General features: G+C 37.5%; 25 protein-coding genes and 1 pseudogene. 6 read left to right on the forward strand and 20 right to left on the reverse strand.

Annotated features, from left to right (window positions below; translation table 11 throughout):
* Positions 1–261: 261 nt before the first annotated feature.
* Complete coding sequence (locus NGM44_RS10210) at positions 262–903, reverse strand: transporter (protein ID WP_253223548.1); 642 nt, start codon at positions 901–903, stop codon at positions 262–264.
* 729 nt (positions 904–1,632) lie between these two features.
* On the opposite strand from NGM44_RS10210, the gene NGM44_RS10215 reads away from it, so the two are divergent.
* The 3 genes from NGM44_RS10215 to NGM44_RS10225 all read left to right on the forward strand — a co-directional run bounded on the left by NGM44_RS10215 (position 1,633) and on the right by NGM44_RS10225 (position 3,388).
* Complete coding sequence (locus NGM44_RS10215; protein ID WP_253223549.1) at positions 1,633–2,760, forward strand: Fic family protein; 1,128 nt, start codon at positions 1,633–1,635, stop codon at positions 2,758–2,760.
* Positions 2,761–2,869: 109 nt separating this feature from the next.
* On the forward strand, positions 2,870–3,148 hold the full coding sequence (locus NGM44_RS10220; protein ID WP_078318615.1) for a helix-turn-helix transcriptional regulator: 279 nt from the start codon (positions 2,870–2,872) through the stop codon (positions 3,146–3,148).
* Between the two features lie 96 nt (positions 3,149–3,244).
* Positions 3,245–3,388 (forward strand): hypothetical protein, encoded by a 144-nt coding sequence (locus NGM44_RS10225; protein WP_253223550.1) that lies wholly within the window; start codon positions 3,245–3,247, stop codon positions 3,386–3,388.
* Between the two features lie 196 nt (positions 3,389–3,584).
* Here the strand turns inward: NGM44_RS10225 and NGM44_RS10230 are convergent, their stop codons facing one another.
* The 3 genes from NGM44_RS10230 to NGM44_RS10240 all read right to left on the reverse strand — a co-directional run bounded on the left by NGM44_RS10230 (position 3,585) and on the right by NGM44_RS10240 (position 6,605).
* A complete protein-coding gene (locus tag NGM44_RS10230; RefSeq protein WP_253223551.1) occupies positions 3,585–4,028 on the reverse strand; it encodes an ATP-dependent endonuclease in 444 nt (147 codons plus the stop codon).
* Between the two features lie 83 nt (positions 4,029–4,111).
* The gene (locus NGM44_RS10235; protein WP_253223552.1) at positions 4,112–5,329 is read right to left on the reverse strand and encodes an ATP-dependent endonuclease; all 1,218 of its coding nucleotides are present in this window, start codon (positions 5,327–5,329) and stop codon (positions 4,112–4,114) included.
* A gap of 64 nt (positions 5,330–5,393) precedes the next feature.
* The gene (locus NGM44_RS10240; RefSeq protein ID WP_253223553.1) at positions 5,394–6,605 is read right to left on the reverse strand and encodes an ATP-binding protein; all 1,212 of its coding nucleotides are present in this window, start codon (positions 6,603–6,605) and stop codon (positions 5,394–5,396) included.
* Positions 6,606–6,821: 216 nt separating this feature from the next.
* Here NGM44_RS10240 and NGM44_RS10245 point away from each other — a divergent pair, with 216 nt between their 5' ends.
* Complete coding sequence (locus NGM44_RS10245; RefSeq protein WP_253223554.1) at positions 6,822–7,796, forward strand: Fic family protein; 975 nt, start codon at positions 6,822–6,824, stop codon at positions 7,794–7,796.
* Between the two features lie 254 nt (positions 7,797–8,050).
* Here NGM44_RS10245 and NGM44_RS10250 read toward each other — a convergent pair whose 3' ends face one another.
* From NGM44_RS10250 to NGM44_RS10320, 15 genes and pseudogenes are all read right to left on the reverse strand, one after another.
* Positions 8,051–8,572: a hypothetical protein gene (locus NGM44_RS10250; protein WP_253223555.1), complete on the reverse strand. Its 522-nt coding sequence runs from the start codon at positions 8,570–8,572 to the stop codon at positions 8,051–8,053.
* Positions 8,573–8,607: 35 nt separating this feature from the next.
* On the reverse strand, positions 8,608–8,820 hold the full coding sequence (locus NGM44_RS10255) for a hypothetical protein (protein WP_253223556.1): 213 nt from the start codon (positions 8,818–8,820) through the stop codon (positions 8,608–8,610).
* 36 nt (positions 8,821–8,856) lie between these two features.
* Complete coding sequence (locus NGM44_RS10260; protein ID WP_253223557.1) at positions 8,857–9,123, reverse strand: HigA family addiction module antitoxin; 267 nt, start codon at positions 9,121–9,123, stop codon at positions 8,857–8,859.
* Positions 9,124–9,204: 81 nt separating this feature from the next.
* Entirely contained in the window at positions 9,205–10,068 is an 864-nt protein-coding gene (locus NGM44_RS10265) for an IS3 family transposase (protein ID WP_371923540.1), read from the reverse strand.
* A complete protein-coding gene (locus tag NGM44_RS10270) occupies positions 10,029–10,352 on the reverse strand; it encodes a transposase (RefSeq protein ID WP_253222813.1) in 324 nt (107 codons plus the stop codon). Before NGM44_RS10270 ends, NGM44_RS10265 begins: the two co-directional genes overlap by 40 nt.
* Positions 10,353–11,016: 664 nt before the next feature.
* Positions 11,017–11,406 carry a hypothetical protein gene (locus NGM44_RS10275; RefSeq protein WP_253223558.1) on the reverse strand — a complete coding sequence of 130 codons (390 nt, stop codon included), beginning with the start codon at positions 11,404–11,406 and terminating at the stop codon, positions 11,017–11,019.
* Positions 11,407–11,636: 230 nt separating this feature from the next.
* Entirely contained in the window at positions 11,637–12,056 is a 420-nt protein-coding gene (locus NGM44_RS10280) for a hypothetical protein (RefSeq protein ID WP_253223559.1), read from the reverse strand.
* Positions 12,057–12,201: 145 nt separating this feature from the next.
* Positions 12,202–12,558: a hypothetical protein gene (locus NGM44_RS10285; RefSeq protein ID WP_253223560.1), complete on the reverse strand. Its 357-nt coding sequence runs from the start codon at positions 12,556–12,558 to the stop codon at positions 12,202–12,204.
* Between the two features lie 340 nt (positions 12,559–12,898).
* Positions 12,899–13,762 (reverse strand): IS3 family transposase, encoded by an 864-nt coding sequence (locus NGM44_RS10290; RefSeq protein ID WP_371923540.1) that lies wholly within the window; start codon positions 13,760–13,762, stop codon positions 12,899–12,901.
* Positions 13,723–14,046, reverse strand: a complete 324-nt coding sequence (locus tag NGM44_RS10295; protein ID WP_253222813.1) for a transposase — start codon at positions 14,044–14,046, stop codon at positions 13,723–13,725. Before NGM44_RS10295 ends, NGM44_RS10290 begins: the two co-directional genes overlap by 40 nt.
* Before the next feature lie 692 nt (positions 14,047–14,738).
* Positions 14,739–15,158, reverse strand: coding sequence for a hypothetical protein (locus NGM44_RS10300; protein ID WP_253223561.1), 420 nt, complete (start codon positions 15,156–15,158; stop codon positions 14,739–14,741).
* Between the two features lie 292 nt (positions 15,159–15,450).
* The gene (locus tag NGM44_RS10305) at positions 15,451–15,810 is read right to left on the reverse strand and encodes a lipoprotein (protein WP_253223562.1); all 360 of its coding nucleotides are present in this window, start codon (positions 15,808–15,810) and stop codon (positions 15,451–15,453) included.
* A 120-nt stretch (positions 15,811–15,930) separates the two neighbouring features.
* The gene (locus NGM44_RS10310; protein ID WP_371923540.1) at positions 15,931–16,794 is read right to left on the reverse strand and encodes an IS3 family transposase; all 864 of its coding nucleotides are present in this window, start codon (positions 16,792–16,794) and stop codon (positions 15,931–15,933) included.
* A complete protein-coding gene (locus tag NGM44_RS10315) occupies positions 16,755–17,078 on the reverse strand; it encodes a transposase (RefSeq protein ID WP_253222813.1) in 324 nt (107 codons plus the stop codon). The genes NGM44_RS10310 and NGM44_RS10315 overlap by 40 nt, the downstream gene beginning before the upstream one ends.
* Positions 17,079–17,182: 104 nt before the next feature.
* Positions 17,183–17,529: pseudogene (locus NGM44_RS10320) on the reverse strand (hypothetical protein).
* Between the two features lie 58 nt (positions 17,530–17,587).
* On the opposite strand from NGM44_RS10320, the gene NGM44_RS10325 reads away from it, so the two are divergent.
* Positions 17,588–18,079, forward strand: coding sequence for an NF045616 family extracytoplasmic (lipo)protein (locus NGM44_RS10325; RefSeq protein ID WP_253223563.1), 492 nt, complete (start codon positions 17,588–17,590; stop codon positions 18,077–18,079).
* A gap of 104 nt (positions 18,080–18,183) precedes the next feature.
* Positions 18,184–19,131 carry a hypothetical protein gene (locus tag NGM44_RS10330; RefSeq protein ID WP_253223564.1) on the forward strand — a complete coding sequence of 316 codons (948 nt, stop codon included), beginning with the start codon at positions 18,184–18,186 and terminating at the stop codon, positions 19,129–19,131.
* A gap of 480 nt (positions 19,132–19,611) precedes the next feature.
* On the opposite strand, the gene NGM44_RS10335 is transcribed toward NGM44_RS10330, so the two are convergent.
* Positions 19,612–19,920, reverse strand: a complete 309-nt coding sequence (locus tag NGM44_RS10335; RefSeq protein ID WP_253223565.1) for a hypothetical protein — start codon at positions 19,918–19,920, stop codon at positions 19,612–19,614.
* Positions 19,921–19,943 lie beyond the last annotated feature (23 nt).

The raw sequence follows: 19,943 nt of genomic DNA on the forward strand, positions 1-19,943 counted from the left end.
TTATGTTAAATGATATGAAGTTCTGAAGTATAAAGTATAACGGTGTTTTGTGTTTATGCTGTAAGTTATTGATATTGATAGATTTGTATTTTTATCAAGCTGACTTGATGATTTGTGCACCGCTTACAAATCACAAGCCAGCCAAATGATGGATTTACAGATTAAAAAACATAAGCATAGAGCAGATTGGCTCGTACATTTTCCGCCGCGCCATTTTTGACAGACAGATCACGACCTAGCTGCAGTTGGAATTGATGATTATCAATCCACTTTGACGCTGTTAAGCGAATATTGGTGCTTTGCAGGCGATCGCCCTGTTTGTTGCCATCGGCATCCTTGGTTTCGCCGCCCCACAGATGCCCAAAGACCTGTGCCCAGTGACAGCGTATCATCAATGTGATAGCGACCGATGAGCTGACTTTCAAATGAGACATCTTTCTTAAAATCATGACTATCTTTGCCGTAGAAAATCACATCGCCTGTCACATCCATTGACCATTTTTTACCAAAATTTTTGACATAACCAGCTTGCACATCCAGGCTTAAGCGATCACTGCTCAGCTCGCAGCTGCCAGTTGGTAAGCTTAGCAGTCCTGTTAAGATCAATGCGTCATTATTCTCGTTCAGCTTACGCCGATATGTGGTTGTGACCGTCCAGTCTGCCACACCGCTGATATCAATGCCTGCTGCATCGTGCTTGCCTGTGGCTTTGACAAATGGCACAAAAGTATCCAGATCCAGTGTTGATCGCTCATTGATGCCAAATGTGTGAAAATAGCGCAGCACGGTCATCGATGTGTCAAGGCCAAATTGATCAGATGCTGTCTTGCCCTGCTCGCGCAAACGATCGGTCGTGGCAAATTGCTGATAAACCAGTAAGGCATTGGTACCTGCAGGTGTCAAATCATTATCACCCGGTGAGATTTCGATGGCGAGTGCTTGGGTGCTGATGGCAAGTCCGCCCAGTGCTGTAAAGATCCATTTTTTTCATTACGGTAACTCCTGTGCTGCCTATTGGATTGATATGATGGTGGAATTATCATAAAGGCGTTTGCGGATTTTATCTTGCTTGGAAGTCCGCTAGAAATTGACTGGTGCTATTATGGTGATGAAATTTGGAGAAGCTGTTAGAAAGATGTATAACAAAAAAGCCCAAATCATCTGACTTGGACTTTTTAAAATTTGGAGCGGGAAACCCCAACCTTGGCAATTAGGCGACTATTTTTCGACGAATAACCTTATTTAACCTTAAATAATCTCTTTATATATCAATATCTTATGACTATTATCAGTGTGGATGCTGATTGCACGCTTTGATGGCTTTTTATTTTTTGGCACGAAAATCAGTAGGGTAAATTTACCCCACCATTTTTCGTATTTTATCATAATTTTGAATTTTTTGCTCTTGTGTTTGCTGATGAAAGTTGCAGGTATTGATGGATTTGAATTATTTTTAATTTTATATTTTCTATTTAATAATATTAAAGATTTTTTATTCAAATCTTATAATTTGTCAGTTGGGTTTGGGATTTAGTATGCCAATTTTGCGGTGATTGATGGTATTATTCACCGCATATTTTGCGGAGAATATGTGGTATAATTACCGCAGATGAGGCGAAATTGAGAATAGTGATGGTTGATACGTTTATTCATGAGTATCCAAATTGGACAGATTGGCAGCTTGATGAGGTGCAGTTGCTTCCCCTTGTTGCTCGCATTCGTTTGCTTCAGGGGCGCTTGTTGGGGCAGATGAGCAGCCTTGGGTTTGATTTACCGCTTGAAGTTAGTCTTGAAGCTTTGACATTGGAGGTGATTAAGACATCGGAGATTGAGGGTGAATATCTTAACACTGAACAGGTACGCTCTTCGGTTGCTCGGCACTTGGGTATTGAAGCGCTGTATCAGCATCAGCTTGTTACGCCAAGCTATGAAGTGGAAGCGATTGTTGAAATGATGCTTAAGGCGACTTCAGGATTTGATTTGCCACTAACCCTGGATGAAGTCTGTCGTTGGCATCATGCACTATTCCCACAAGGGCTAAGTGGTATGTATGACATTAATGTGGGCGCATTGCGAGATGATGCCAATGGCCCGATGCAGGTGGTCTCAGGTGCCTATGGCAAAGCCAAAGTACACTTTGAAGCACCAAAGGCTGATAGATTGCCCGATGAGCTTGAGCGATTTTTTCAGTGGTATAACAATAATGAAACGGGACTTGATTTGACAATTAAGGCGGGGCTTGCACACCTGTGGTTTGTCACGCTACATCCATTTGATGATGGTAACGGTCGCCTAACTCGTGCACTCACTGAACGGATGCTCGCCAAAAGCGATGGCAGTCCGCAGCGATTTTATAGCATGTCCGCACAAATTCTTGCCAATCGTCGTGAGTATTATCACATACTTGAACAGACCCAAAGGGGCTTAGCGTCAGCCACCGAATGGCTAATTTGGTTTTTAACCAATCTAGAAGCAGCTTTGATACAAGCACTTGCTCAGTCACAAAAGGTTGTCGCTAAGTCACAGTTTTGGCATACATATCGCCACACATCACTCAATCCACGGCAGGTAGTGATGATCAATAAGCTTTGGGGTGATTTTTATGGCAAGCTTACCACCAAAAAATGGGCGAGTATCACAAAAGTATCCACAGATACCGCTCTAAGAGATATTAATGATTTGGTTGAAAAAGAAATTTTGGTGAAGTCGCTGGCTTCTGGGCGCAGTCAAAGTTATGAGCTGAGTTGTCTTGTAGAGTAGCTACAAAAAAGTTATTCATGCATGAATTTGATAAAATATTATCAAAAACCACCAAAAATCCCGTAATTTTGATAAAATAATATCAAAATTAAACCAAGTTGAGGTGGTTATGCTTCATCTGTATGACGATATTGATGCACGCTTAGCTTTGGCGGCGTATCTAAAACAAAAACGCAAAGATGCCAAGCTATCACGCCGAGCACTGGCTGAAAAATCCTTGATTCCTGAGCCAACCATTCGTCGGTTTGAGAATACAGGTCATATTTCTTTGAAGAACTTTTTGTTATTGTGGATGATTTTGGATGATATTGCTCGGTTTATGGAATTAACCAAACCTAAAGCAATCAAACCCAAAACCATCGCCGAGGTGCTTGCTTATGATCAGTAACCATCAGCCGACTCGGTATTTGAGTGTTTTGTACTGGCATATACCATTTCAATCCATCAGTATCAGCTACTCACAAATACGCCAGCTGATCAAGTTTTGACCGCCAAACAAGTGTCTAATGAGCTTGGCATCTCAGACAGTGCTGCTCGCAAGTTACTCAATGAACTTGAGAGCATGGGATTGGCAACCACTGTGTGTAATTGTCGTGGTAAGAGGTATTTGTTGGCGAAGCTGGGGTGAAAGCTTTTTTGCCGACTTTCGCAAAGGCAAATGCGGTCGTGGCACTGCTAGTAAATCAATGACATTGATATGAAACATCGACAAAGAATATGGGTTTAGATTTAACTATGGCGCATCATTTAATTAGTTTAAAGTATTGAGAAATGGTGTAAGATTTGGGATTTATTTAGTACAGCCCCTCCTTTTTTATATCAATTCAGAGATCTAAAGCTAAAATAAATAGCCCCTTCAAATCATTTAATCTATCTGCATCTATTTCGTTACTCTCTAGCTTCTTAAGTATCTCAAGCGGTTTTAAGTCAGCTCTTGATGGTAAATTTAATCCTAAATAGGGCTCGATACATTGTGGTATGAAAACTGGCTCTGCAATTTTGCAATTACAATTATAGTTTTTAAGCATATCATTTATAGCCTGATGATGGTTTTTATTTAAATCATCATCAATTATCAATCCATATGGGATGCCAAAAATATCAAGAAGAGTCATATAACGATGAAAATTAAATTTACCAATAACATCAACAACAGCTATACGATGTTTTGTAAATGTACGCCAATCATGGTTGTTGGCCAATAACCAATTAAATAACGCCTTTTCGGTCGGACCTTCTACCAATAATACTTTATCTGCAAAGAACATTGATGAGCGTTCTGAATCCAGCCAAAGTTGATAACGAAATTTTTCATTTTGAATTTCAACTTCTTCATCTTGATCTGAATTGCTTAACAGTTTTTTGCTTCTGCCTTATTTTGTTCTGGAACATTGGGATTAGCTACAAAATTTTGCAGGCAAGATTTAAAGTCTAAGCCACTCGAGAAGATATTATTTAATTCCTTCGATTTTATTTGCCCTAAAGATGTTAATCCATCTTTTTTGTGAACTCGTCCTATCTGGCACAAACTGTCTGTTGCTTTTCCAACAAAAATAGGTGAATGGCTAGTGATGATGACTTGTTGCTCGTTGCCCTCTCCTAATCTTCTCAAATGATATGCCATATTTTCTTGTTGTGTTGGGTGTAAAAATGCTTCAGGTTCTTCAAATAGTATTAATGTAAAATCAGGGTTAAAATCATTCTTCTCCTGAGCGGTGTTGTTTTCATTGGATATTTCAGGCACTAATTTAATTAATTCATATAAAAAAGAACGCTGGAATCCGTGCCCATATCTATCAAGAGATAAAGCATAATCACCTAACATAGAATCAACAAATGAATGTTTAATGAGATTTTTTGTAATATCTTCTGGGGAGATAGCACCAATAGACATATCAAACTTAATCCCCCAACTTGAAATAGCACTATTAATAGGATTTGCTATTTGATCCAAAAAACCATTTTTATTTTTAGCTTCATCATTAAACTCCTCAAATGAAGCTACTACTTTTTGGTAAGCATGACTATTAACCAAGGCTTTTTTTAACATCAAATTCAGCATATCTCTCAAAGGAGATGATCCAGATGTTTTCATTTGTTCACTAGCTGATATAAATGCAGGGATGTAAATAATTTGCCCCAATTTTGCAGAGCCGATATTTTTAGCTCCATAAAATAGTGATTCGTCAATTACACCATCAACAATCCCGTATATATTACTCTGTCTTGGCTTTACTTTCTCTTTAGAAATAAAATACTTACGAACAGTTAAATGCTTTTCTCCAGTTCCTTTATATTTATCTGCTAATGCATTCCATTCCCCATCGGTCAATTCAAATGTTAGTTCAACCCAACTTTCTATTTCCATTTCATTTTCTGATGTAACCTTCTGAAATCTTGGTTCATCATCTTTTGTCCACGGAATATTTTCATAAAAAGCTCGTAATGCAGCCATAATATTGCTTTTACCTGCATTATTTGCACCAACTAACATCGTATAGTTATGAACTTCTATTTCAACATCATGAATAGAACGGAAGTTTTTAATATGGATTTTTCGTAATTTCATAAAATTACTCCTAAAACATTATATATGCTTATTCTGTGCCACATCAGTAATGCATGGTTGGTCATCATCCACCCAGAATCTCTCTCAAAAATACCCTCAAACTCAAACACTGTATCCCTTCAAAAGTATTGCCGTCAAATTCGTCCATTGTCACCACATATTTCGGGTAGTTGTCTTGGATTTTCAGCAGGTTGCCAAATTCTCGCTCAAGTGTTTTTTCTTCATTAATGGTCAGCGCCGCCTGCACATATATACGTTCACCATCCTTCTCTGCCACGAAGTCAATTTCTTGGCTATTTAAACCGCCGATTTTGACATCATAACCTGCGATTTGAAGATGATTGAATATGCAGTTTTCAAGCAATTTGCCACGATCTTGTACCCGATAGCCAATCAGGGCGTTTCGCAAACCTAAATCTTCAAAATAGTATTTTTCGCCAATCTCAAAAATGCGTTTACCTTCAATATCATAGCGTGGTACTTTGTGAATTAAAAAGGCGTTGGCAAGATATTCCGCATAATTTTGTACCTGCATGCTTGATGTGGTAATTTTCTGCGATTTTAAAAAATCAGAGATTTTTTTAGCAGAAAACAAATTGCCAATATTGCTTGCTAAAAATTGCGTAAGCTGCTCTAAAAATTGCACATTTCGCAATGAATAACGGTTCACAATATCCCGAATGGCAATGGTGGAATAAATATTTCGTAGATATTCAAACACGATGTTGTCTTGCAACGGCAAGTCTTTCAAATAAGGCAAACCGCCATATTTCAAAAACAGTGACATCGATTTATCGCTATCGTCCAGTTTCATAAATTCAAGAAATTCAAAATAGGACAGGGAGTGGACATTAATTTCAATCGCTCGCCCACTCAGGCTACCTGCAATATCCCGTGAAAGCAAATGAGCATTGCTACCCGTGCAATACAAATCCAATTCGTCATCTAATAAAAGCGAACGCAACGCTTGTTCAAAATCTGTAATTTCTTGAATTTCATCGATAAAAATGTAATTTTTTTGACCGCTCTTTTTCTGCTCTTGCACAAAATCATTCAGGTGCTCTGCGGTTGTAATGTGACTAAATGCCAAGTCTTCTTTGTTGATATAAATAATGTGGGCATTTTCATCCACTGTTTGAATCTCTTGCATAATCTGAAACAGCAAATAGCTTTTGCCTACACGGCGTTGCCCAGTAAACACTTTAATCAAACGTTTTCCGATAAACGGGCGTACCATTTCAAGGTATTTTTGGCGATAAACTAAATCTTTTTTCACGGTAAAATCCTAAAACTATAATTGCTATTTTAGCTTAATATAGAAAAAGTTTCAATTATACTTGAAACTTTTTCTATATATACAAAAGTTTCAAGTATAAACTAATTACCATAAAGTCAATTAGCGACAAACTGAGATAAAATACGATAATTTACGACAAATTACGATAAAATAAGGTAAAATACGATAAATTGCGACATTTTATGGAAAATAACGATGAAATTACCCAAGCCACCTACTTTATCAGAACTAGAAGCGGGGGATATTTCGTCTGTGCTTTTGGGGTATTTGGCAGAGCATCCACCGATAGATGCCAAGGGGCGTTATTTGTCATGGGAGCAGTTTTTCTATCGTCACCCAGCTGACAGCAAACGGCGCTGGCTTACCCAAAAACTCAACCGTCACGCCATCATGCAGTCGATGCATATTGGTGGCTATCAATTCTCGTATTGCTTACCACAAAGCCTACAAGCCAAGCTATATCACATTGAGCATCACTATCAGCAATGGCAATGGCCTATTGATACCGAAGAGCTGCTCTTTGAAGAGCCGATTACCAGTGCTCAGCTTGAAGGTGCATCTACCACACGCAAGGTTGCTAAAGAGCTACTCGGCAGTCGCCGTGCACCTATGAATAAAAGCGAGGTGATGATTGTCAATAATTATCACTTGATGCAAGCGGTGAAACAACAAATAAATCAACCGCTTGATATCACTATGATTTTGCAATTGCACCGAATCGCTACAGAGGGTGCGATTGACAATGATGCGATTTCGGGTGAATTTCGCCAAGATGATGAGATTGTCATTGCTGATTATGACGGGCAAATTGTTCACCAGCCTCCTACATGGCAGACGCTACCGACCTTGATGCAGGCGTATTGCGAATTTGCCAATGCAGATCATCAAGGGGATGGCTTTATCCATCCGATTGTCAAAGCGATTATTCTGCAATCTATGCCAAAATCCGCACCTGCAAATCTAGCTGTTGATTATAGCAATCTTAGCATCCATCAGTATCAGCTACTCACAAATACGCCATCTAATCAGGTTTTGACCGCCAAACAAGTATCTAATGAGCTTGGCATCTCAGACAGTACCGCTCGTAAGCTACTCAATGAACTTGAGAGCATGGGATTGGCAACCACTGTGCGTAATGGTCGTGGTAAGGGGTATTTGTTGGTGAAGTAGGGCGAATGTTGCCTTTCAGTACTTTAATTAAAGGCATGTTTTGCATAGTTTGAGATTTTGGTGACCTAATTAATCTCTCTAGTTTTTTGGTTATATGCCAAATGTTAAGCCAATTTCATCATTTGTTTATGGGTATAACCATAAAAAACTTCATTATTTTAATATTTTTATGGCTATGATAAAAACTGAGCTCACTGCTTTGATAACCACTTGGGATAATTTCATCCAGTTTAGTGTCGAGCAATGAAATCCTTTTACCTTCCCACATCCTGCAAATACCCAAAACGATAAAACGGCTCATGGTAATCATGATACAGTTTTCTTAAATTTGCCGTATCTCGACAAAGCATAGCCGCGCGGATATTTGTTCGATAGACATCTAGGCAGGTGCGCAATGAGCCGATGAAGTCTTTGATTTCAGATGATTGGAGATGGAATGGTTGATATAAACACTCAATATTATCCAGTATTAACAAATATCGCTGATTGCCTGAGATAATTTGCTCAAATACAACTCTTAAAGAATAACAGCTATCTGCTTGATTAGGGCAAACAGCTGCAATCATATGCGACATAAAATGCTGATAGATGGATGCTTGCACATCAGTAAAGTCATAATATATCACATGAATGTCAGCATCTTTAGCCAGTCTTTCAAAGACTTGTCTATATTCATCCAATCGATACAAATACGCATCATCACTGCTATAAAACACAGCAGTATCCAATATCCCTTCACAAAAGGCATCAAAGATACGCGTTGGTAGATCTTTCATGGGTTTTTTGGATTGTCATAAATTTGATGGCTATCTCAATTATCTAAAGATGCGTACGCTGTCATCTGAGTATAAATAAATTCAGGCACCATACAAAATTTAGGTTCTCCATCTTTTATGATAGCAATCACATCTTTTTCAACAACTTCCATCCAGTAATCGAAGTTCTCTTCTAATTCTGATATTTCGATGTAGTGTTTAGGTGCATAGTCTTGAAGTGTCAGCTTTTGGGTGCTTGCTTGTTCCATATGAGTTTCCTTTTTTATGCTGTGATGGTTCTAAGGTTATTTGAAATAGACTGTTTTGGTAAGTTGTTGCTCATAGGTATTTTGTAAGTCCAGCCAAAATCTAGAACTATTGCCAAAATACTGTGCCAAACGCAAGGCAGTGTCTGCACTAATACCACACCGTCCACTGATAATATCATGAACATGATTAGGCGCAATGCCCAAAAACTCAGCCAAAGTCGCTACTGACAACCCTAAAGGTTTTAAAAATTCTTCACGCAGTATCTCACCCACATGAATTGGTCTCATGCTGTTGTTGGACATAAGGACTCCATGATGTTATCGCATAGGTAGCAATTAACAAGTATTTGCAGTCTAGGCAGTGATTGCCTATGTAGTGGTCAACTAATTCAACAGTCCCTGATAAGTTGATTTTGCTGGAACTGGTGCCAGACCTTGATTGTATTGATGTGGACGAATGTGATTATAATACATCACATAGTCTTTGACATCATTCATTGCACTTTCAACATCACGATAACCGCCTTTTGGCATCCACTCATGTTTAAAACTACGAAACCATCGCTCCATTGGGGCATTATCCCAACAATTGCCTCGGCGACTCATGCTTTGGACTAGCTTGTGTCTGTTTACACAAGCTGTAAACTTGTCACTGCCATAAATACTGCCTTGATCGGAGTGAAAGATCATGTTTGGTGTGTGTTTGATGTTTAGCATGGCATGGTTTAATGCATCAATCACTAAATTTGCATCATGACGATTACCAAGCTTCCAGCCCACTACTTGACGATTGGATAAATTAATAACCACTGCCAAATAATGCCACACGCCGTTAACCTTCAGATAGGTTGTATCACCACAAAGCACCGTTATATGAGGCTTAGGACTAAACTGTCGCTCCAGAATATTGTCAAATATTTGGCCATTGTCTTTGTCTTGATAACGCCATTTTTGCGGTTGTTTGCTAAATAAGCCTTGCTGCTTCATAAGCTTACGCACTAAATACAAGCCAACTGTGATACCTTTTGCTTGCAATCGTGCTTTGATACTGCGTTTACCTGCTGAGCCTCTGCTTTCGTCAAAAATGGCTTTTATGTGAGTGGCGATACCAACATGCTTAGCTGGTTTATTAGCCTGTCGTAACTGGGTATAGTAAGCACTTTCACTGACGCCAAATAACTTACATAAACGCTTGATGCCGTGCGATTTTAATGTCTTAATTGCTTGGTATTTTTGCTCTCGAGAGATATTAAAATCGCTGTAGCCTTTTTTAGAATCAGCTTGTCCTCTTCTAGCACTCTGATTCTATCTTCTAGCTCACGAATACGTTGTTGATCAGGACTGATTGGTTTTGAGCCTGCAAGTACATAGCCTTGATGTTCTGCTTTGACTTGGCTTAACCAGCGTCTAAATGATGTTTCACCAACATCCAATTCCTGACAAGCCTGGGATATGCTGTAGCCTTTGTCTGTGACTAATTTTACTGCTTCTAATTTAAACTCTGCACTAAAGCTTCGTCTTGGTCGTCTCATGGTTTATCCTCATTTTTATGATATTGTACCACTTATTGAGGACTGCGGGATTAGTGTACCACTACACTACCCTTTGGTGTATTTTACCATAAATAAAGGAGTTGTCCTGGATAATAACCAAAAATTCCATTTGGGTTAAAATAGCCAAATGGAAAAGATTGTTGCATATTCCACCCTATTTAATCATCCAATAAAAACAACCTTTGATTGTCAAATGTAAAAGATTTTGCATTTATTGGGTATTGGCACACAATCCAATATTGGCAGTTTGCTGATTGCTAGCCAGTATTCTGTTGCAGCTTAACATAGGTTATTTATTTCCTGAGATAACCATTGCTGATGCTATGCTTGATCGCACCATTCATCAAGCATGCTTGATTACATTAGCGGGCGAATCTATGTGAAAGGAATTAACACCATAATAATCATAGAGACTCAACCAAGATGGACAGGGTTCACTGAAATCACTAGTCATTTTAAATCGGAATTGATGCCCATTTAGACTGGAATAGGTGGTCAGGAAGGTGTGGATTTTGCAAGCATGGCCGTCAAGCTGAAAGTGTGTTTCGATATGGGCTTGATAAACTCACTCGTTATCTCATTTCTGTTTTAAACCTAAAGAAATCATTAATATGGACTTCTTTAGGTGGTTTTTGTCATGTACTTAGCGATTAGGTAACACTAATCGCCCTGTAAGCCAACTACTCATACCACCTATGACACCTAAAAAGCTAGCACTTAAAACAATCCAAGCTAAAACTTCCAAATCTAATAATAACGTAGCCGTATCAATCAAATGTATTAAAATGACACCAACATAAAAACATAATGTACAAATCATTGATGATACGCACCCATGTTTAAATAACACAACCCCTGCAACATCTGAATATTGCTTTTGTTTATTCAATTTGATTGCAACCAATACCGCTGGAATACAACCCAACGTACAGCCATACATCACCATACCAAGCATAATGAGATGTAATTCATTCCATGCAATCGTATGATCACCCACCACAGTATTATAGAAAAGCCATGTGCATATCGTCAAAAATCCGCCCTTTCATCAAGCTCCACTTCGTCATATAGTAAATATTTTCGATTCGCTTGATGTTCAAATCTCCCATCTAAAGATTGTCAAACCGACGAATGATGGCGTTGCGATAATATCAAACAATAAAGCTAATTTGGCATCGTCAATATCAATCAAAGTAGCTGATAATTTTAGTTTATAGACGCTCAACTTGTCGCTATATTTTGTTGCCAGTCGAGCGTTACCAATCATTTTTTTAAACAGTTTTTTATATCTTTCCCATAAAAAACTGTTTTGTTATTAATACAAAAATCAAATCCAGAAAATCCATGACCTCCAAGCTCATATTGATACAACATAAAATTGTAGATTTGCTTATTTTGGATTATGGAGGGATAATTTTCTATGGTAAGTTTTGAGACTTTTCTACCTAGGCTTTGCGAATAAACTATTTGGTTGTTATGGTTAATCTCAAGACCACTTGTATAACCCTCCTGAAGAGCAAAAATTAGATTATTTTGCTCAATGATGGCACTTTTTAATGTGCCATTTTTGACGAGATCTTTGTCTTTGGAGAGGATATGGTTCATCAAAAACATAAAGCCAATCGCTATTATGGAGCAAATTGCCATAAAAATAGCCGCGATCTTTATTAATTTTTCTATCATTTTAATCATACCAAATCTAAGAATTAATGGCTCTCTTAACTTTTTTCTTCATAAATCTGAATCACTGTATCCAAATTTCTAGCCCTAACATTAGTTTCAAAGTTTGTATCTTTCATTAAGCTGGGATTCCATATATTTTATCCACCTATTCCAACACTTCAATGGTATATGTTTTTTCAAATTCTTTGCCAACAAACATACTGCCATAAGTACTCCCTGTTAATTTGATGGTAATTGGTTTTAGTTCAGACGGAGTGCCTGTAATAGTTAAGTTTGAGTAATCTGTTCTATAAACAGGTTTATTATATATGTCTTTGTAGCTTTCATACACTTTCGGCTCCACCATAATATCTTCATTTGAAACTTGTATGTCAACCGTTTCCTCTATAATAGCGGCTTCTATCTCAATTTTCGCATAATAAGGTTGATTGAGATGTGCTTTGGGTAATTCTTGGGTTGCAAAATGTGGACGATTAGCAAAATGTGATGAGATTTTAAACATAATAATTAAAAAAAACAATCAAAAATACTATGGTTGCCAAAAACCACAATGCCACTTTCTCCCATAATGCCATATTTTGCCATAATGCTGTCTTTTTCATGTCACACCTTTTTTTACAATAAAAGCGGTTTTATGGTAGAGCATAAATTTATTAAGTGGCAAATTTGACTGGATAGACCAATTGTCCTTTTCCAACCAACCCATTAATTCATGAGGAAATCCCGATATTTTAGCTATACCATTGGTTTTAAAATACCCAGTAGGATATCTGGTTTTCTTAGATGGCTTAAGTTGTATTGATTTAATATTTGCTACACCATAATACCACTGTAGTGGTCAACTAATTCAACAGTCCCTGATAAGTTGATTTTGCTGGAACTGGTGCCAGACCTTGATTGTATTGATGTGGACGAATGTGATTATAATACATCACATAGTCTTTGACATCATTCATTGCACTTTCAACATCACGATAACCGCCTTTTGGCATCCACTCATGTTTAAAACTACGAAACCATCGCTCCATTGGGGCATTATCCCAACAATTGCCTCGGCGACTCATGCTTTGGACTAGCTTGTGTCTGTTTACACAAGCTGTAAACTTGTCACTGCCATAAATACTGCCTTGATCGGAGTGAAAGATCATGTTTGGTGTGTGTTTGATGTTTAGCATGGCATGGTTTAATGCATCAATCACTAAATTTGCATCATGACGATTACCAAGCTTCCAGCCCACTACTTGACGATTGGATAAATTAATAACCACTGCCAAATAATGCCACACGCCGTTAACCTTCAGATAGGTTGTATCACCACAAAGCACCGTTATATGAGGCTTAGGACTAAACTGTCGCTCCAGAATATTGTCAAATATTTGGCCATTGTCTTTGTCTTGATAACGCCATTTTTGCGGTTGTTTGCTAAATAAGCCTTGCTGCTTCATAAGCTTACGCACTAAATACAAGCCAACTGTGATACCTTTTGCTTGCAATCGTGCTTTGATACTGCGTTTACCTGCTGAGCCTCTGCTTTCGTCAAAAATGGCTTTTATGTGAGTGGCGATACCAACATGCTTAGCTGGTTTATTAGCCTGTCGTAACTGGGTATAGTAAGCACTTTCACTGACGCCAAATAACTTACATAAACGCTTGATGCCGTGCGATTTTAATGTCTTAATTGCTTGGTATTTTTGCTCTCGAGAGATATTAAAATCGCTGTAGCCTTTTTTAGAATCAGCTTGTCCTCTTCTAGCACTCTGATTCTATCTTCTAGCTCACGAATACGTTGTTGATCAGGACTGATTGGTTTTGAGCCTGCAAGTACATAGCCTTGATGTTCTGCTTTGACTTGGCTTAACCAGCGTCTAAATGATGTTTCACCAACATCCAATTCCTGACAAGCCTGGGATATGCTGTAGCCTTTGTCTGTGACTAATTTTACTGCTTCTAATTTAAACTCTGCACTAAAGCTTCGTCTTGGTCGTCTCATGGTTTATCCTCATTTTTATGATATTGTACCACTTATTGAGGACTGCGGGATTAGTGTACCACTACACACAGACTCCAAACAAGACTTTTGTAGGTATTTTTATCCACCAATAGTAAAAAATAAAAAAATACAGCAGGACCACACAAAGAGGATAAGCCTTGGTCAGGAACTGTACCGGCACATAGGGTGTTAATAGTCCTTGTTGCAACACTCTTTATGTTAAATTTTTGATTTATTAAAATACAGGAATGCCAAACTATTGATAATAAATAGTATCTGCAATATTACCCAAATAAGTAAATGATTATTATTGCAATAAATAATAGATGACCATATCATATTCCAAACAGTTGAGCTTTCTATAAATAAAAATATGAAATACTGACATATAAAATAAACAGAAAACAAAAAAGCATAGCCAATTTTATTTCTTACTAAGGACAAAAATAATGCAAAGAAAAAAGTAAATATCGCCAATAATTTAAATGCGACACCATCATCACCCCCTGTGCCATTAATTTGATATAAATACATTATTGAATATTTATCATATCCAAAACAAATTTTATTGTATTCAATAAAAAGCAAGGGAAATACTGATAAAAACAAGCATAGCTTTGATGTTATCAAAAAAAGTTTTGGCATGAGAGTTTTTATTTATGGTTAATTAGGTGAATATTATATTTTACCACCTATTCCAACACTTCAATAGTATATGTTCTTTTAAATTCTTTGCCTGAAAACATTGCATCGTAAAATCTCCCCTGTACTTGAATGGTGATGAGTTCTATCTTGGTAGGCGTACCTGCAATAGTTAAGTCCGAGTAATCTGTTCTATAAACAGGTTTATTATATATGTCTTTATTGGTTTCATATACTTTGGGCTTTACCATAATATCAGTGCTTGAAGAAAAAACTGTAGTATCTTCATCAGCAACTATGCCTTCTATCTGAATTTTTGCATGGTAAGGCTGATTGAGGCGTGCTTTGGGTAATTCTTGGGTGGTAAGCTCAGGTCTAGTTGAGGCATAATACAGTACAAGATAGCTCACTATAAATAAAACAAAAAGCCCAAACATAAAGCCCATGGACCACAGAAAAAATCGTTTCATTGTTAAGCTCCTGCTTTTTTATTATGAGCATCTACCCAAACACATATATTTGGAAAATATGTTTGCGAAAGTTAGAAAAATTCACATTGGTTTTAATAGAGTGATTGTCTTTACCCTAACTAAAAATCTTCAAATAATATCAGTATGATAAATTTTTCTAGAAATACTAATAAATTGTCATCTATTAATTCTATGATACAATAATTTAAATTGAATTACATTAATTATTTGTCAATATTAATTACACTGTTTGACATAAATTGTATATGTTTTTTCATAACCATTACTCGGCTCAAAAAAATGAAAACATATGTTTATAGAAAGCAACATTAATCTTTACATCAATCGACTCTAAACTGGTAGGTGTACCTGACACGGTAAGTTCATTGCCATCGTAATCGGGTACCAAAGCACCTGTAATATCCCTATACCCACTAAAATACATTCTTGAATTTACTTTGAAGTTCTCATCAGACACTTGACCGTATTTTGTCCAATCACTTGACACAACATCGCCACCACCAACCTTAATCTCTGCCTTATAGAATTGATTAAGGCAAGCATCAGGTAAGGCATCTGGATAAAAAGTCGCTTTGCTACAACTTGTTAATAACAATATTAAACCTGCTAGGAAAAATATTTTCTTATTCATATCTATTCCTAATTGACAAAATATAGTAAAACTAATTGCACTGTTTTACATTGATTACATATGTTTTCTTATAACCATCACTCGGCTCAAAAAATGAAAACATATGTTTGTAGTGGTCAACTAATTCAACAGTCCCTGATAAGTTGATTTTGCTGGAACTGGTGCCAGACCTTGATTGTATTGATGTGGACGAATGTGATTATAATACATCACATAGTCTTTGACATCATTCATTGCACTTTCAACATCACGATAACCGCCTTTTGGCATCCACTCATGTTTAAAACTACGAAACCATCGCTCCATTGGGGCATTATCCCAACAATTGCCTCGGCGACTCATGCTTTGGACTAGCTTGTGTCTGTTTACACAAGCTGTAAACTTGTCACTGCCATAAATACTGCCTTGATCGGAGTGAAAGATCATGTTTGGTGTGTGTTTGATGTTTAGCATGGCATGGTTTAATGCATCAATCACTAAATTTGCATCATGACGATTACCAAGCTTCCAGCCCACTACTTGACGATTGGATAAATTAATAACCACTGCCAAATAATGCCACACGCCGTTAACCTTCAGATAGGTTGTATCACCACAAAGCACCGTTATATGAGGCTTAGGACTAAACTGTCGCTCCAGAATATTGTCAAATATTTGGCCATTGTCTTTGTCTTGATAACGCCATTTTTGCGGTTGTTTGCTAAATAAGCCTTGCTGCTTCATAAGCTTACGCACTAAATACAAGCCAACTGTGATACCTTTTGCTTGCAATCGTGCTTTGATACTGCGTTTACCTGCTGAGCCTCTGCTTTCGTCAAAAATGGCTTTTATGTGAGTGGCGATACCAACATGCTTAGCTGGTTTATTAGCCTGTCGTAACTGGGTATAGTAAGCACTTTCACTGACGCCAAATAACTTACATAAACGCTTGATGCCGTGCGATTTTAATGTCTTAATTGCTTGGTATTTTTGCTCTCGAGAGATATTAAAATCGCTGTAGCCTTTTTTAGAATCAGCTTGTCCTCTTCTAGCACTCTGATTCTATCTTCTAGCTCACGAATACGTTGTTGATCAGGACTGATTGGTTTTGAGCCTGCAAGTACATAGCCTTGATGTTCTGCTTTGACTTGGCTTAACCAGCGTCTAAATGATGTTTCACCAACATCCAATTCCTGACAAGCCTGGGATATGCTGTAGCCTTTGTCTGTGACTAATTTTACTGCTTCTAATTTAAACTCTGCACTAAAGCTTCGTCTTGGTCGTCTCATGGTTTATCCTCATTTTTATGATATTGTACCACTTATTGAGGACTGCGGGATTAGTGTACCACTACAGTTTGTATATATCATAAGGGCTGTACTAGATAAACCCCCTAAACCCCACACCATTTTCTTAACAATCTTAATTGATTAGATGGTGTACCATAGTTAAAACGAAACTCACATTCTTTGATAAAAAGATGAAGGTGTTTCTTGTCAATGCCATTGTACTTTCTTAAAACACGCTTGGCTTTGTGAATGCCGCCAAAATAGCTTTCATCAAGTTCTATTTCGCCATCAAACAATTCTTCAGCCTTAAGTTAAGATTAAGATGGTATTCTATCACAAGTCTGATTTTATGATAGAATAAAGCTGCTGAATTTAGGTGTATTTGTAGCAAATCAGCTGCCGAATGAGCAGTAACTTCAAGTACAAAAAAATCCAAATGAACCTTTGTTATTACCCAAAAACATCAAATGGATAGAATGTTTTGATATTATTAAATAGGAATTTCTTGAATGAAAAATTTGTTAACTATTTTGATGGTATTGACTGCTCTTACTGCTTGTAAAAAAGGAGAACCTAATGATGGTGGAGTGTTGATTGCACTAAAAAACAATCAACCTTGCTTTTATTTGTATGACGAAAAAGATAATAATCAAAAAGCAGACAATTATCATCTGCTTCTTGAGAATAGCGAACCGTCTGTAGATGATGAAAAAGAAGGGCAAAGAATCTCTTTTACTGGCGACCTACCCATGTTAAAAAGTCCTGAAAGCTGTTTTATGTTTTCAGACTTTAATTATAGACTAAATGATATTTATGTTGTATCTAGCAGTAAATACAGTGCTAGCTCTTACTTTTGCCTAGTAGAAAATAATGGCAAATTACAAATCAATCAAGCAGAGTATGTGCGTGATTCACAAGGTTGGAGTACACAAGTATGCAGTGATAAAGCATATAGCAACCATCGTGGCATTTGGTGGCGATTCAAGCGGAGGCTTTTTTGATGTGCCTGGTTGGGTCGCATCTTGGAAGTTGTTATTGGTTATGGGTGCACCGGTACACCCTGATATATGGCAGTATATTATAGAGCCTGCTTATTGATGAGAATATGATGATAAGATTATTATTTGCTTTGATGGTATTTATCATTGGCGTGATGGGCTTACAAGCTTGTCATGCTGATAGCCCGCCTAAGCCACTCCCTCAAGAAGTAACTCTACACTTTGGTCATCAAGGTGTGAAAGACAATCATCGTTATTTGGGCTATAGTGAAACGGCAGGTTCTCTAAGCTTTGATAGATATCATTGGCAACCACCAAATTTAGGCATTGTCAAGCTTGAGCATTTTGGCAAGACAACAACAATTCCCCATGTTTTTTCCATCTTTGTTGCACGACATGGGGAGCGTACTGATGGTGTTGGTGGTATGGGTATACAAGCAGGACTTAGCCAAGCAGAATTTACTACTGCTGAACAAGCCTACCAAGACTATGTGGCTCTTATTACCGCCTTTAAACAGGCAGGATGGCAACAGTATTTTAGACCTTGGGATGCTAGAATTGCCAAAGAGGATAATGTTAAAATCTTAACTTATGATAACCCTGATGATGTACCTGATGATAGGTATGTGTTTAATACAAGATTTTCATCGGATAGCTTAACCCCCTTAACCTTTGAGGAGTGGCAATATGTGATTGCCAAGCAAGAAAAAGATGGCTATGGTTTTGTATTCAACTTAAATCTTTATCTTCGTGATGTTACGGTTTGGATAAATATTCAAAAAACCGACACCAAACCCAACCCCATTCCCAATCAACCTGATTTGGAGCAGTATATGGTGGATTTTCATTTTAAGACTGCCAAATATGAGTTTTATAGAAACATTGTTGATGAAGAAACAGTCGAACAGCTAAGACAGGTGTATGAGGAATGGCGTAACTGGGGAATAGAATCTCGCCAAGACGACGAAGCCAAAGCCAAAAACGCAGGCTTCTCCATCAACGAATCCTACCAAGACCCTGATATGTGGCAGTATATTATAGAGCCTGCTTATTAGCTTGAATATACAATCCAAGTGCAAAAAAATGATTGAAAACTCTTTAAATCTACTCTTTGCTAAGTGGGATGGCGGGTTGAGTTATGTATATTACTCTTTGCGATCATTCTCTCCCCAGTATAAAGATTTGTACCATTCATTCGCTTCTTCTGGGGTGGCGATTTTAATATTTGGATCTTTAGTGCATTTCATGCCATGCCGATGAAATAAAGCGGTTAAAGCATCAAAAGCCAACGATGTTTGTGCAAATTCATGATCATCTTGAGCATAAGCGAAGTATCAGACTCTTCATGGTTTTGTTCTGATATTGCAGTAGCTGGCTTAGCTTGAGTGCATGACATTAGCATGATGGTTGCCATGACTATGGTGAGATATTTAATCGGTTTCATGGATTGTCTTCTTATGTAGTGGTTGGTTAATAAGAAATACTACTATCTTTCTTAAAATTTCCGATTGTCATTCGGTTGATAGCCGCGCTGATTATGTAATAGATAATACCTCTACACCATCAACGCTACACTGAAGATTTTCTCTGTCTACATGATAAGCACCCTTTAACTCAAATAATCTTCCTTGATATTCCACATTGGCTACAATAATACCCGATGTTAGCAACTCTTTTCTTGCTAATTTATCTTGATAAATTATTTCTAGTTTTGATAGAATTTGTGCCGACTTTTGCGGGTTGTCTACAACAACATTGATTAGGGGTAGAATTTCTTGTCGTTCTTGGCTGGTAATTGTGTGATTAGACTTAATTAAGTCAAAATTATAGGCAATAAACTCCAATTTTGCATCTATAATTCTAATAA

The organism is Moraxella sp. FZFQ2102 (genome assembly GCF_024137865.1).
Taxonomy (GTDB): domain Bacteria; phylum Pseudomonadota; class Gammaproteobacteria; order Pseudomonadales; family Moraxellaceae; genus Moraxella.